Annotated in this window: 8 protein-coding genes and 1 pseudogene; 7 read left to right on the top strand and 2 right to left on the bottom strand. The window is 61.6% G+C overall.

The window, feature by feature from the left end; translation table 11 throughout:
- Window positions 1-102 precede the first annotated feature (102 nt).
- Together BM314_RS22900 and BM314_RS22895 are read left to right on the top strand one after the other, a co-directional pair.
- Window positions 103-1,167 carry a DNA cytosine methyltransferase gene (locus tag BM314_RS22900; protein ID WP_244540010.1) on the top strand — a complete coding sequence of 355 codons (1,065 nt, stop codon included), beginning with the start codon at window positions 103-105 and terminating at the stop codon, window positions 1,165-1,167.
- On the top strand, window positions 1,164-3,359 hold the full coding sequence (locus BM314_RS22895) for an ATP-binding protein (RefSeq protein WP_170868161.1): 2,196 nt from the start codon (window positions 1,164-1,166) through the stop codon (window positions 3,357-3,359). Before BM314_RS22900 ends, BM314_RS22895 begins: the two co-directional genes overlap by 4 nt.
- 136 nt (window positions 3,360-3,495) lie before the next feature.
- Here the strand turns inward: BM314_RS22895 and BM314_RS22890 are convergent, their stop codons facing one another.
- Window positions 3,496-4,089, bottom strand: a complete 594-nt coding sequence (locus BM314_RS22890; protein WP_244540009.1) for a very short patch repair endonuclease — start codon at window positions 4,087-4,089, stop codon at window positions 3,496-3,498.
- A gap of 728 nt (window positions 4,090-4,817) precedes the next feature.
- Between BM314_RS22890 and BM314_RS22885 the strand changes: the two are divergent.
- The 5 genes and pseudogenes from BM314_RS22885 (at window position 4,818) to BM314_RS30230 (ending at window position 12,214) form a co-directional block, all read left to right on the top strand.
- Window positions 4,818-5,922, top strand: a pseudogene (locus tag BM314_RS22885) (IS630 family transposase).
- Between the two features lie 526 nt (window positions 5,923-6,448).
- On the top strand, window positions 6,449-7,354 hold the full coding sequence (locus BM314_RS30240) for a hypothetical protein (RefSeq protein ID WP_139237858.1): 906 nt from the start codon (window positions 6,449-6,451) through the stop codon (window positions 7,352-7,354).
- 881 nt (window positions 7,355-8,235) lie between these two features.
- A complete protein-coding gene (locus BM314_RS22875) occupies window positions 8,236-10,380 on the top strand; it encodes an ATP-binding protein (RefSeq protein WP_091980398.1) in 2,145 nt (714 codons plus the stop codon).
- 11 nt (window positions 10,381-10,391) lie between these two features.
- The gene (locus BM314_RS30235) at window positions 10,392-11,552 is read left to right on the top strand and encodes a hypothetical protein (RefSeq protein WP_139237857.1); all 1,161 of its coding nucleotides are present in this window, start codon (window positions 10,392-10,394) and stop codon (window positions 11,550-11,552) included.
- Complete coding sequence (locus BM314_RS30230; RefSeq protein WP_139237856.1) at window positions 11,549-12,214, top strand: hypothetical protein; 666 nt, start codon at window positions 11,549-11,551, stop codon at window positions 12,212-12,214. The genes BM314_RS30235 and BM314_RS30230 overlap by 4 nt, the downstream gene beginning before the upstream one ends.
- Before the next feature lie 134 nt (window positions 12,215-12,348).
- On the opposite strand, the gene BM314_RS22865 is transcribed toward BM314_RS30230, so the two are convergent.
- On the bottom strand, window positions 12,349-14,445 hold the full coding sequence (locus tag BM314_RS22865) for a recombinase family protein (RefSeq protein WP_052083712.1): 2,097 nt from the start codon (window positions 14,443-14,445) through the stop codon (window positions 12,349-12,351).
- Window positions 14,446-14,514: the final 69 nt, after the last annotated feature.

The raw sequence follows: 14,514 nt of genomic DNA, 5'->3' as shown, positions 1-14,514 counted from the left end.
TCCGCGGCATGCTAAAGTCGCGACCCGGCCCTCGGGCCGGGTCGTCCTTTCGAGAACGATCGAGAGTGCGATCGAGTTTTGCGAGCGTCCATGGTTGCGGGTGTGGTCGACCTCTTCTGCGGAGCGGGAGGGCTCACGAACGGAATGGAGGCCGAAGGGCTCGAAGTACTCGTCGGGTACGACCTCGATCCGGCCTGCCGGTACCCCTACGAGGCGAACAACTTCGCCCGATTCGAACTCGCCGACGTCGGAGCACTGAAGGCGTCGGATCTGGAAGAGGCTTGGCGCGGGTGCGACGTTCGGGTCCTGGCAGGCTGCGCGCCCTGCCAACCGTTCTCCCGCTACAACCGGCGGAATGCGCCGCGCGACGAACGCTGGATCCTGCTCGAAGCCTTCGGGAGACTGGTCGACGAGACCCGACCCGAGATCGTGACGATGGAGAACGTGCCCGAACTCGTGAGGCACGAGGTACACGGCCGATTTCTGGATACCTTGAGGGATGCCGGCTACCTGGTCTCCGAGCACATCGTGGAGTGCACGGACTACGGCATTCCCCAACAGCGTCGGCGGCTCATCGTGTTGGCCTCCAGGCTCGGACCGATCGAGCTCGTCGATCCGGGCTGCTTCGGTTCCTCGCCCGCGACGGTGCGCGACACGATTTCGCCGATGCCCGTGCTGAAGGCGGGACAGGCCGACAGGTGCGATCCGCTCCACCGCTCCAGCGCTCTGACGGGAATCAATCACGATCGGATCCGCGCCTCCAGGCCCGGAGGATCGTGGAAGGATTGGAAGTCGGAACTCGTCGCTCCCTGCCACACGCGGCGCGAAGGGCGCGGCTACCGCTCGGTCTACGGGCGGATGGAGTGGGACCGTCCCGCACCGACGATCACGACGCAGGCCTACGCCTTCGGGAGTGGCCGCTTCGGTCATCCCGAGCAGGACCGGGCACTCTCGCTGCGCGAGGCGGCGCTCCTCCAGACCTTTCCGCGCGAGTACGCCTTCGTTCCGAGAGGTCGGCCGATCGAGATGCGCACGATCGGGCGACTGATAGGCAATGCCGTTCCCCCGAAGCTCGGACGGGTCGTCGGGCGGAGCATCTCCAGACACTTGGCATTCCGGAATCACCGGATCCCGACGGAACAGAGACCCGAGCAGGCCGGACCGTGACCGCCCATCGCTTCGCCTTCTCGGCCGATGCCGCCCTGCTGCGGGAACTCGGCGAGCGCCTCGTCGGCCAGCCGCACATCGCACTCGCCGAGCTCGTGAAGAACGCATACGACGCCGACGCCGGGCGCGTGGCCGTCGCGTTCGGCCCCGACGAGATCGTCGTATCCGATGACGGGGACGGCATGACCGCCCGGGAGTTCGGCGGCTTCTGGATGCGGATCGGCTCTCCCCACAAGCAGAGCATCGAACGGACGAGATTGGATCGAGCGCCGACGGGCAGCAAGGGGATCGGCCGTCTGGCCGTACAATTCCTCGGAACGCGACTGTCGATCCGCACGACTTCCAGAGAGACTCCCGACGTCCAGCTCCGCGCCGAGATCGAATGGTCGTCCGCGGCGCGGTCCGGAACCCTGACGGATACAGCCGTCGAGGTTCGGGAGGAGGCTCGGCAGGGAACGTACGCCGGCGATTGCACGCACGGGACCGAGATCGTCGTGTCCGGCCTCAATCAGGATTGGGACGAGGACGCGCTCGCGGCTCTCGCCCAACGCATCTGGCAGCTTCAGACGCCGTTCCGGCGCGAGGACGATGCGGGCTTCAAGGTGGATCTGACGCACGCGCGCCGTTCCGCCGTCGAAGCCTTCGAGACGCAAATGCGGCGCAACCTGGATATCTGGAGCGCACGCTTGAGGGGGCGCCTTCTGCCGCGCCGCTCGGGAGATCCGGCAGGGTTCCGCCGTGCGCGACTGCTGCTGGAGTTCGCAGGCGAGGATCCGATCCGGCACGACTACACGATGGAAAACTGCGATCTCGATGCGGTCGATTTCGAGATCCGGGTGTTCAGTCTCCACCGGAAGCAGCGATACGGGATCGGGGTGGAGGATGCCCGCCGCTATCTCCGCGAGCACGGGGGCGTGCACATCTACGACGCCGGATTCCACCTACCCTACTACGGTCCCGATGCGGACTGGCTGCGGATGGAGATCGACCACAGTCACAGGCTGGCGCGCTCGGAACTCCTGCCTGCGGAACTCCAGGTCGACCGCGGTTTGAACAACCTTCCGACGCTGTCGCGCGTGTACGGCGTGGTGAACGTCGACACGAGCCGGGAATGGGTCGTGGCCAGGAACGAGCGGCGTCTGAGATCCGACCGCTACCTGCAGATTCAAGCCTCGCGCGACCGTCTCGTCGACAACGCGACCTACCGGTCGCTTCGCGACATCGTGCGATACGCCGTCGACTTCTATGCCGTCCAGCAGACCATGCGCACGGCGCAGAGCGTCCTCTCCGGGGGACACGACCGACCGCCCCGAAAGGTCGGGTTCGACCGGATCGGAGAAATCCTCGACGCCGCGCGGGACGAAATGCCGGCGGGCGTGCACCGAGCGCTCTCGCGCCAGATCCGCCGAGCCGCAGCCGCGAGCGATGCCGAGGCGGCACGCGCCGCGGCCGAGGCCGAGCGCCTCGGCTCTCTGGCGCTGACAGGCCTCGCGGCACTCGCACGCGAACGTTGGGTCGACGAGCATCGCGGGGAACTCGAAACTCTGGCGGAGCGTCTGAGGTCTTCCGCGAGCGTCGACCCGACCGAAGCCGCCGACTTGCTCGAGCGGCTGCTCGACGCTTCCGGCAGTGCTTCGGGACGATCGACGGTTCCTGAATCCGCGACGTCCGCGACCCGTCGGACCCGCAGACGATTAGTCTCGGTTTTGAAGGAGGCGAGCGCCCGAACCGTCGCGCTCCACCCCGAAGTACGCTTCGACTACGCAGCCGTCGGGGAGGATCTGCGCTTGCCTGCCGGGACGGCGGAAGAGTGGTCGGGACTGTTTCACGTCCTCATGCTGGATGCCTGCGAGGAAGTGGGGGGTTCGGATCGTCCGACGGTCGCGATCCGGTCGGGGACGGAGCACGGCAGGGCGTACGTCTCGATCCTACCTTCGGGATACCGCACTCCGGGGAGGCGAACGGTCACCGACGGCGTCGCAACCGGCGAGGCTGGGGTTCCACATGCCGGTGTCGCGGCGATCGCCGCGCGACGTCTCTGCTGCGAGCTCGCTCGCGAAACCGGGAGTGGTCCCGGCGGCACCACTCTGACTTGGAACGATACGGGTGTCGCGGTCGGAGACCGAGACCGTCGCGATGCGGTTGCACATCGACCGACGTCGCGTGCCGGAGCCATGCCGGCATCCTCCTGAGATCTCTCCTCGATCTCTGGACCGAACCTCGATACCGGGCGGCGCGATCGATGTGTACGGGCCTTCCCCGGAGGGCCGACTCATGCGCCGGTGGCGCTCCTGTTCGCTTCCTCGACCCGAAAGGCGGGCGTGGACGTCAGGTCTTCGCCGATGCGCGCCGCGGAGTCCGCCCGCCTCCCATCCCCGGCGCACGGATCTCCACCCTCCTCCCCGGACGTCCGTCCAGATGCTCGAAGAAGCGCAGCATACGTGCCGTCAGCCGCTCCGGCTGTCTAGTCTCGCATTCCCAAACGAGGAGCACGCGGAAGCCATCCTCGCGCAGGCTGCGGATCGCCCGCGCGTCGCGCTTCCGATTGGTGGCGAACTTGTCCCGCCAAAACTCCCGGTTTCGGCTCGGTACGGTGGCTTTGCGGCAATTGTGATGATGGTGCCAGTAGCACCCGTTCACGAACACCACCCAGCCATGCCTGCGGTTCGCGAAGTCGGGAGATCCGGGAAGCTTCCGGACGGTCTTCCGATAGCCACGCCCGAGAGCCCGGAGAATGCTCGCGACCGCCGTCTCCGGTTTGGTACCTCGCTGCCGCACGCGGGCCATCAGGGACGAGCGGAACGCATCGGTTTCCAAGGAGACGGCTTTTCCGCCGAGCGCCACCGCTTTGCGGAAAGGTACCGGCTGTGTTTTAGGCTGCGGGTTCGAGGACATCAGGATCAGAATGCCCTCGGCTCGCATGGGTTCGATGCACTTGTTGCCAACGAGTGCGGCATGACGCCCGCCCCGGCCGAACGGACGACTTCCACGCCTGTCACGGACGCCAAAACTCGAAGCGTGAAACGTGGCTGGGCGGTGTCGGGCGAGACACCCGCGCGGCCTCCTAGGAGTATGTCTACTCCTTCTCTTGCCCTTTGCGGTCGCCCGAGCTCTGGGCGGGCGTCAGCGATGTCACTTTGAATGCTGAACTGCTCAGCCGGCGTACCGAGCCCCCTTCCCTCTTCGACACAGCAGCAGAAAACCCCATGCAATGCCCGGAACAAGAAAACGCGAGGTTATCCACAAGTCTGGGTCATAAGGAAAAGACAGACATGCGTTTTTACCTATCGGCCCAGAGTCCTATCTAACTGCCGTCGGCAAATCGACGTCTCTCGCAAATTCGGAAATTGAGAGACCAAAACCAATCGCACTGTTTTTTACTGAGATCTACTCCGCAGGGCGGCGGAGCCAAGCGTTGTCCGATGCCAACCAATTGGCGTACTCTGGTGGTCCCATCAAAACCGAATTTGGCATCGGCCGATGCACGCTTGTTTGAGCGATGGCTCAGACAATGTGCGTGCTCCCCGATTCGGCCGACATGGCCAAGCTAGGTGTGATCGCTGGCGACCGATCTCGACTGCCGAAGCATATCTAGTGCAGTGACGCGGACAGAGGATTCACGCGTACGATGAGACGTGCGAGTCTGGGCCATAGCTGAGCCGGTCTGTGTGCTTCTCGATGTGAGCAACGCGGCACGGCTGGATGCGATTGCCAACGACCGCTCCCGCCAGCTCAAACATACCCAGCGCGCCCGCATCGTCCTGCTCTCAGCCGAGCGCTTGAATGTCCAGGACGTCGCCCGGCGGGCGGGCGTCAGCCGCCCGGCAGTGTGACGCTGGCAGCGGCGCTACGCCGAGGCTGGCGTCGAAGGTCTGCTGCGCGACAAGACGCGTCCGCCCGGCACGCCGCCCCATTCGATTGCGACGGTGGCCGAGGTACTGGCGCTGACCTGCTCAGAGCCGCCGGGCGAGGTCACCCACTGGACCGGCCGGGCCGTGGCCCGCGCAGTCGGGATCTCGTTGCGTGCCGTGCAGCGGATCTGGGACGCTCACCGCCTCCAGCCGCATCGACTGCGCACGTTCAAGCGCTCGCGCGACCCGGCCTTCGCCGCCAAGGTCGAGGACGGGCACCCACCGAACCTGTTCGAGGGATCCCGGCGTCGTCGGCCTCTACATGGCCCCACCCGCCCAAGCGGTGGTGCTGTCCATCGACGAGAAGAGCCAGATCCAGGCGCTGGAGCGGACCCGCCCCGACCGTTCGCTCGCCTCCGACCATCCCGCCGCCCAGACCCACGACTATACCCGTCACAGCACCACGACGCTCTTTGCGGTCATCGACGTCTTGGCGGGCACCGTGCTCGGCCGCTGCATGCAGCGCCACCGGAACAGTGAGTTCGTTCGGTTCCTCAACGCCGTCGAGGCCGCCATCCCTCCCGGCAAGGCGATCCACGCGATCCTCGACAACGTCGCGACCCACAAGCATCCGAAGGTGCGCGCCTGGCTCGCCCGGCACCCGCGCTGGACGTTCCGCTTTACCCCGACCTCGGCCTCGTGGCTCAATGCCGTCGAGGGCTTCTTCTGAGCGCTCACCCGTCGTCGAATGTGGCGAGGCTCCTTCACCGGCGTCGTCGATCTGCGGGCGGCGATCAAACGCTACATCGCCGAGCACAATCGACGCGCCAGACCTCTCGTCTGGGCCAAACCCGCCACCGATATCCTCGCAGCCGTCAGCCGAGCCCCTGAACGATCCGTCTGAGCCATCGCACTAGGATCGTTCGAAAACATTTGCGGATTGCGCTCGATCCGTGGCGCATCGAACCGCGAAAGTCTTTGTCCACTCTCAATCCGCAGCAGAACGTCCACGACGCGTTACCTGCTTGTATCGCCGGTCAGGTGAGATGACGCCAGCTCTAGGGAATGCTTCACGGCCGGCATTGAGCCACTCGTAGGCCTAACTTGAAGCGCCCCCAAACCTTCGAGTGCCGCAGCTCGGCACCTCTTGCGGATGCTTGAAGCACAAGAATGAGGAAGGCGGAGGTCCGCTAAAGTTCAACTACTCACGCCCAACGAACTGAAACTTAACCGTTGAACCCCGTCCCCCTTGCATGGCCTCGGTAAGCAACACAGCGTTATGCATTTCTGATCTAGAACACATCGCCCCCTCTCATAGAGGGTTAGATCGATTTTGTTATAGATGTATCGCCGCGGCCCGCTAAGAAACTGCTGTTCCATGGTCCAGTCGATCGATTATAACCAAATCACAGCCAGAGGATGCAATCAATATGGAGTCGTTGGCCGGTGACAAGATCCTACCCCTTCGCGAGCACATAGCCCGGATATATCGAACTGCAGTAAATTTAAATGGCGACAAGAGAACACTCAATGAAGACAAAACTCATTGGGCTCAGATGGAATACAATCTATTCCTAGCACAAAGCATCAACTCGATATCGTCAGATACATCTTTCTTCGATCCGGAGAGCGGGCGCTACTGTAGCGGCTGGAGTTTACTAGATAGCCTCACCTCGAAGTCAACTGACGATCTTATTCTAGCGAACATCAGGTTCATGCTTTTGTGGACAGCATTCGAGTGCTTAGTAAAAACATGGCCGAATAAGCTTAATATTTCCAAAGATCCCAAGCAGAATGGAGGTGGTGCGCTCAAGCAGAAGGAGGCAACTACATTCAAAGCCTTGATGGCAAAGCTCGATGAAACGCTTCCAATGAATCTTGACTTGAAGCGGGTTCGTGATGAAGCGCTTGCCGCTTGCAGACTCGTCGGCGACATGGACAATGGACTTGCGTCGGCGTCGATGACGAAGGCTGGCCCCAGACACAAGGATACGTTTTCGTACTGTGCCGAGCTCGTCAGAGCCTTTAGAAATCATGTTACTCACGGAAACGAGATTATGCCATGGCCTGACAACGAGTCCGTGCATGCTCAACGTCTGGATGCCGTGCAACAGGCGGTCATCGACCGCCACAAGCATATGAGTCGCATCCTGCTGATGCTCATGCAAACGTGCCTCGCTTGCGAACTCGACGAGTCCATCGTAGCTCGAGCTGGCTTCGACGACGACTACGAAGAGGTCCATATACCGCTGCGTCAGTTCATATTGAAGGCGCACATGGTCGGGTGCGGCACCAATCTCAACCTCTGCTACTACGACGGCCCCTCTGTTGAGTGACCATTCGCGGCCATAAGCAGCCCGTCCGCTTGAGACCTAATAAGCATAAAAGTGGACGTTCGGCGCGATTCTGAACGCGTCGTGGCTCAGCGGCCACCTTGGGGGTGTCCGCTTGAGAGCCGCAGGCTGGTACCAGCTGGGCTGGCAACGAGCGGGCCCAGCCCCGAGCCAACACCCCGGGTCCAAACACGATTCACACACGACCTTTCCGCGAGCCGTTTGGCGAACTCCACGAGCTCTGGACCTGGCGTCCCGTTCAATCGTAGGTAATACCTAAGCGATATTATTCGAAGGAGAGGCTGCGATCACGACGCGGACACGATCAAGAACCTCATGGGCGTAGCTAGCATGCACCTGTTCAGTGGGGGGGACGGCCCAACCAGTGGTTTTGAGGCCGACGGCTTCTATTTCCGTGCTGGTTTCGGTCTCGCCCCGAGCTGGAAGCGGCCGTACGAGGAACACGATTTTTCCGTATCCCATCCGTTCGATATGGGCTCTGTCGACGCAGATAATTTCGAAAATGTCAGTCGGGGAGCGGTGATTAGAATCCTGGTCGGGCGAGCCTCCCAACAAACCGTCCTCGCATTCGGGAGCGCAATCGCCGGGCGCCCGATTGCGTACAGGTGGCCTACTCCCGTCACGATCAAGAATGTGCCGGAACTCGCAGAGCATGAGGCGTATACCGCGTCTGTGAACGGAATGAGGACCCAAGGGTGCGCTGTCGCCAATAGCGCCGTCGAGTGTGCGAACAAGATCGCACGATTCATCGGGGATGCTGATCCCATGAGACTCGGCCGTATGGCCGGACGGAGCTCGCGCAAGCACCTGAAGAAGTTTTTGCACTTCAGCGTCCTAAGTTCTCAGCTTGAGCGGGGGGCCTGATGCCGCATTTCGAGTTTTCGGTCGACGCCGCGCTTTTGCGGGAACTGGGTGAACGTCTGGTTGGACAACCCCACATTGCGCTCGCGGAACTTATCAAAAATTCCTACGACGCTGATGCTCATAACGTCGAAGTAATTTTCGACGACGACGAGATCATTGTGACGGATGACGGCGACGGTATGTCCACGTCTACCTTCCAGAATTTTTGGATGCGGGTAGGCTCTCCGCACAAACAGGAAATTACCGAGACCAAATTTGGCCGCCGCCCGACCGGCAGCAAGGGAATCGGTCGCTTAGCCGTCCAGTTCCTCGGCTCGAAGCTCAAGCTTCGCACGACCCCGCGCGGCGATACCACGAATGAAATGCTAGCTACCTTGGACTGGTCGGTGGCAACGCGCGCGCAGGAGCTGACCAAGGCTCGCGTCAACTACGTGGAGCGAAAGAGAACTGCCCCCTACGCGAGCAACGCCTTCCATGGCACGGAGATAAAGATTGAGAGCTTGAACCAGATCTGGAAGGAGCCCGAGTTGAAGGGGCTTGCCCAGCAGGTCTGGCAGCTTCAGCCGCCGTTCCGAAGAGAGGGCGCGTCTGACTTCGCTATAAGCCTGTCTCATCCTGATACAGACATAGAAGCCGCCTTTGAGAAACAGATTGGCCGTAATCTCGATATCTGGAGCGCAAGGCTGCGGGGTCGAATCCTTCAGCCAGTCTCCGGAGATTTGGAGGGCTCCCGGAGATTTCGCCTCCTGCTTGAGTTTTCCGGCGAGAATCCCGAGCGTCACGACTATGTGGTGAAGAATTGCCAGCTGCATAAATGTGAATTTGAGATTCGAGTTTTCAGTCTCTATCACAAACAACGCTTCGGCGTGCAAGTGGAGCAGGCTCGGCAGTACCTGAAGGATTATGGCGGTGTCCACATCTACGATGCCGGCTTCCACCTCCCATACTATGGTCCCGATACGGACTGGCTGAAAACCGAGATCGACCACAGTCACCGCTTGTCGGCATCCAAGCTTCTTCCCGCGGAACTTCAGATTGAGCAGGGCCTGAACAACCTACCAACGATGTCACGGGTCTATGGCGTCGTGAATGTCGACACGGGCAGGGAACGCCAAGCCGCCGTCCGCGAGCATCGGCTTCGGCTCAACGAATACCTGCAGATCCAAGCTTCGCGAGATCGGCTCGTCGATAATCCCTCGTATCGGGCGCTACGAGACGCAGTTCGCTATGCGCTGGATTTCTATGCGGTCAGACAAACGGTCCGGATGGCACCGGAAGCGACCGAGCAGAAGCGGATCGGCGAAGTCGCCTCCGCTCGCGTGCGGCGTGTCGAGGAAGTTCTCGACTCCTACAAGGAAAAAATGCCGTCACCTGTATACCGGGCGATTTCCGCGGAGGTGCGAGAAGCAGTCAGCGCGTCAGAGACGGAAGCAGAAAACGCCGTCAAGCAGATGGGCCTGCTCGGCGCTCTCGCAACCGCAGGTATTGCCGCGTTGGCATATGAGCACGAAGCGAACAAGCAACTGGTCGATCTGGAGTCTATCGCTGCGCGCCTATCTTCGGGCAGGTCCACCAACGATGCGGAATCTGGGGCGGCGCTGCAGGCCTGGATCAAGCGGGCGCGTCAGACACGCGCCCTGTTTGCCCCGTTGAACGATGCAGAGAACCGAGAGCATCGGGCAAAGCTCCGGGCGGGAGCCGTGATTGAGACCATCTCCCACAACGTAGCGCCGCTGCTCGGCGAAACGAGATTCGAGTTCGATATTCCCGACAACTTGCGCTTCCCAGACGGGACAGTGGCGGAATGGTCGGCGATCTTCCAGAACGTGTTCATCAATGCGGCTAACGCGATGCTTGATACGCCTCGGCACATGATTTCGGTTTCGGCATCCGAAGCGCGCGGCAACCATCGAATTCTGGTCCAAGACACGGGTGTCGGAGTCGACCTCGACGTAGCAGAAGATCTCTTTCAGCCCTTTTTACGTCGGCTTGAGATTTCGGCGGCGCGCCGCGAGATGGGCCTGGGGGGCACCGGCCTAGGCCTCGCGATCGTTCGGATGGTGGCCAACAACTTGAATTGCCGCGTTCGATTCACAAAGCCCACTGAGGGTTTCTCCACAGCCTTCGAACTGTCGTGGCGTTAAGGACGTCGTTCATGAATATCCTGATCTGCGACGATACTGAACAACCGCTTGCAGGCCTCAAAGGCCACCTCGCGGAACTCGCTCCCGAGGGCTCGACGGTCGACGTCGTTGCGGGAGACGCTGTGATATGTCTCGCCGAAGAGCTAGAGACCCGTCGACGTGCGACCGTAGCAGACGGGACGAAGGCAATTGCCTGGGGAGAGCACCGCCTGGATTGTGTCGACCTGCTGTTGATCGACTATAATTTCGTCCACCTCCGTGACGCCCGCGGCCTCACAGGTCATCGTCTGGCGTACTTGGCGCGCTGCTACTCCGATGCCAAGTACATCGTCGTCCTCAACCAATTTGGAGAGAACCGCTTCGATCTCACACTACGGGGGCATCCCGAGGCCCATGCCGATCTTCATATAGGACTCAGGCAAGCCACCAACGTAGGACTATGGCGCCGCGAGAAATGGCCGGAATTCCGTCCGTGGGTCTGGCCAGTGCTTCCCGACGCGGTGGCCAGGCTCGACCGATTAACTGCGGAAGTCACCGCGGCTCTCGACGCCAACGTGCTCAAGCATCTGCAATTGGACGATCGCATCGGTGCCATCCCCAGGAATGTGCGCCAGTTCCTGGGCGGAGACGACGTCACCTTCGACTCCTTCGTCCGCAAATCGGGTTACGGTTTCGATCTGTCGGACAAACCCTTCGACGACCGTGTGGTCGCGAAAGTCGCGGCGTCTAGAATCTCGAAGTGGCTCGAACACATGATCCTGGCGGCCCAGGACCTGCTAATTGATGCGCCGAGGCTCCTCTCAAGGTACCCCTCCGTTCTGGGGGATCACAACCTCAACGTGCTGAGTGATGTGCCTTTAACCCCAGCGTGGCAGGATGCACTGGCGCTTCCGGATCCGGTCAAGGAGAATGCGTACGCGAAGGTAGATTGGCTTTCGCGTCCTGCCTGGTGGCGGCCGGAATTGCTGAGCGACGAGCGGATTCCGGAAAACCAGGAGACCACGTCACCCGATTTGAGCCTTCGATTCGTAGAGGACGCATCGCGGTTCCTGCCGCCGGAGAAGGTGACGCCCTTCGTTGCCGACTTAGCCTCGCCATTCGTGCAGAGGTTCGTGCGGAAGGAGCGCAATCCGGAGATCGAATATCAGCCCCAGCTGAGGTTTGCGCTTTGAGCCAAGAATACGCCCACCTCCGCGGGCTGCTGCTGCAGTTTCCGGACTTCCAGAAGCCTTTCCAGAGCTATGACGCCGCCGAGCAGGCAATCCTGACACAGGTTGCGCGGTTACACACCTCGGCGGACCGAGCCTATCTTGAGACGAAGTTTCCAACGGCGGCCTGCAAGGGGCACATGTCGGATGACGACCGCTACGTATTCCTCACGCCCTTCAAGGAAGGTGAGTTCACCTTCCTTCCACTTCTCTCGGTCGATCTGGATTTCTCCCGACCCTGGCCGCTGGTCTCGGTCAATGCCCTCCACTACGCGGCCAAGGCAAATGATGTAATGGGCACTCGACAGCTAAGATGTTTCGCCTACCGATACGACAAGCCCGCGGCGCCTGTGGGTGATCACAACTATTTTCATGTTCAATTTGCCCACGGCTATCCCAAAGGCACCCGAAACACGAACGTCGACAACTGGATTTCGACAAAAGATCCGTCCATCCCAGTTGACGCGACCAATGGAATCGAGCTGTTTCTCTCTGCGGTGGTGGCGCTGCGAAATAGAGTGAAGCCGCGACGTCAGTATCTCGACGAGTGGCAGCAGGCTGGTCTACCGATTGCCAGCTTCCTGAAACCGATGGCCTTTGAGCGGTGGAAGCCCCCCAGACCTTAACCGGCTGTCCTTTCGGAGAGTTGATTCGACTTGAGCGGTACACCGGCGTCTTGATCCGGGAAGACGCCGCGGGATCGGCATGCGGCGGAGCAAGCCTGCTTCGGATCTGGTCAACCGGCGTCGGAGTGGCCGGATCAGGGATCCGGCCCGGCCTTCCAGCGATCGAACGCTGTCCTGTCTCCTGCAACGACTACGGCGTCGTGCAACCTACCGAGTTCGTCGACTGCGTCGTGCCACAAGCCCGCTCCTACGAACCGCTGCAACGCGCACCGCACCGTCTTCGGATGTCCGTAGCAGGACGGGAGCTTCGAAAGAGGCGTCGATGTCCGGAGATGGAACAGGGCAGCATCGACAACGTCCCGGGCACGAACGGCTCGAAGGTCGATCGCGTCGAAGATGTGGGCAATCGCCTGCCATTCATGATCGCGGAGCCCATGAACCCGGGCCTGCGCCAACTTGGTCACCTCGTCACGCCGATCCGGGTCCGCCATACGGCCCCACTGGGTCGGTCCGAAAGCAGCCTCCAAAAGACGGGCAACCGGCACCACGGCCGGCGTGCGTTCGGCTGCCGGCAATAGTCCGTCCAAGCGTGCATCGACCCGTAGCGTATAGCCGCGTCCGCCCTTGGCGAACGCGAGCTCGACGCGTGGAACGAGTGCACGGATGGACGCCAACAATCGTTGATCGTCAGCCGACTGTAGAGGGGACGGAATACGTAGGATCAGCTCGGACATTGCCCCGCGCAGCGTCGCCGCTCCCGAAGCGTCCGCCTTCGGCAAGCGATCCAGTCGCGGTAGGCATTTCAGGCGCTCCCTCAAGTCGGCCAGCTCGTTCTCCCATTTGGCACGCCATCCGGACACGCGCTCGATTGAGAAACCGCTCATGGCAGTCTTGTCCCAGGTCTGGTCGATGTCTCGATCCAACTTGATCGCCTTCGCCTCAAGAGTCGCACGTTCCGCCTCGACATCGGCGGCCAGACGCCGAGCCTCATCTCGATAGGCGGCTTCGAAGGCTTCGACCGTCCGCTCGTTCACGATACCGTCGCGTACCATACGCAGGATATTGCGCTCGACGTACGCCTGCCCGACGGAATGTCCGATTGAGCAGGTGCCCTTTTCGACATAGGCGGAACATTGCAGCCGCCTGCCTTGGGCTGAATGTTTCACTACTGACGTCATGGCGGCACCGCAGGAACAATGTATCCGCCCCGGCAGCAACTGATCGTGTTTCTTGCTTGCCCGGACCCTGACGGTCGCGCCGCTCTTGGCCAAGCGGTCCTGAGCACGGTCCCACAAGGCCGTATCGACGATCTGCCATTCCGGAACCTCGACGACGACCCAATCCTCTTCCGGCCGCATCAGAAGCGTGCGTTTACCGGTATCCGGGTGCCGGCGGGTCTCGGTGCGATTGTAGAACAACACGCCTTTGTAACGGTGATTGCGCAGTAATCCGCTGCCGTCCTTCGCGCTACCCCGAAGTCCCGCCGCACTCCATTGCTTACCTTGCGGGCTCGGTATCTCCTCGCGATTGAGATGCCGGACGATCGCTCGAACCGGAACTCCCTCGTCGAACATCGTGAATACGAGATGCACGATGGCGGCCTGCTCTACGTTGACGACGAGGTAGCCGTGTCCCTGAGAAGCCGAGGAATAGCCGTAAATGGATCCCTTCGGCGCTCGCCCTTGTTCGGCCGCCTGCTTCGACCCGGCCTTGGTCCGAATCTTCAGCTGAGCTCGCTGCTCCGCACTGAGGAAGCCGTACATGGCGATCTCGGCCAAACCGAGCTTGCCGCGCATGGACGCATGAAGTTCGACCCCATGATGCTCCAGAGTCCGGTGCAGCTCGCCGAGATGACCCAGGTCGCGCGAGAGGCGATCGGCGTCTTCGACGACGACGAGGTCGAAAACTCCCCGCGCGACCGACGAGAGCAGATCGTTCAGGCCGTCGCGCGTGACGATGTAGGCGCCGGACAGAGCGCGATCCGCGAAGCGGTCGGCCGGCATCACCAGTTCGGCACCGATCTTCTCGATGTATCGCTTTGCGCTCTCGATCTGCCGCGTGATGCTGTCCTCGTCCTGGTTCGAGGTCGAGTACCGTGCATAGATGACGGCGCGCGGACGGCGAACCGGCTGTGGCTCCTGAACGGAGCGAGCTCTCCAGTCCGCCGACAGTAATTCGATTTTGTTCCGGCTCGGGGATTCCGGGCGCTTTAGCGAGCTATGGTTGTTCATGGCTGTCTGCTTTCGCCTGAGACGCAGGCGTGCACGTGCGCAGCTGTGAACTGCGGGCAGGCCTCATCC

It is taken from the genome of Methylobacterium sp. 13MFTsu3.1M2 (assembly GCF_900112625.1).
GTDB lineage: Bacteria > Pseudomonadota > Alphaproteobacteria > Rhizobiales > Beijerinckiaceae > Methylobacterium.
Note: the sequence above shows the minus strand (reverse complement) of the source record. Positions and strands in the feature narration are given on the sequence as shown.

Bases quoted from the DNA above. Each gene is read 5' to 3' on its own strand.
- BM314_RS22890 (WP_244540009.1), bottom strand. From the start codon at position 4,089: ATGCGAGCCGAGGGCATTCTGATCCTGATGTCCTCGAACCCGCAGCCT.
- BM314_RS22875 (WP_091980398.1), top strand. From the start codon at position 8,236: ATGCCGCATTTCGAGTTTTCGGTCGACGCCGCGCTTTTGCGGGAACTG.
- BM314_RS30235 (WP_139237857.1), top strand. From the start codon at position 10,392: ATGAATATCCTGATCTGCGACGATACTGAACAACCGCTTGCAGGCCTC.
- BM314_RS30240 (WP_139237858.1), top strand. From the start codon at position 6,449: ATGGAGTCGTTGGCCGGTGACAAGATCCTACCCCTTCGCGAGCACATA.
- BM314_RS22865 (WP_052083712.1), bottom strand. From the start codon at position 14,445: ATGAACAACCATAGCTCGCTAAAGCGCCCGGAATCCCCGAGCCGGAAC.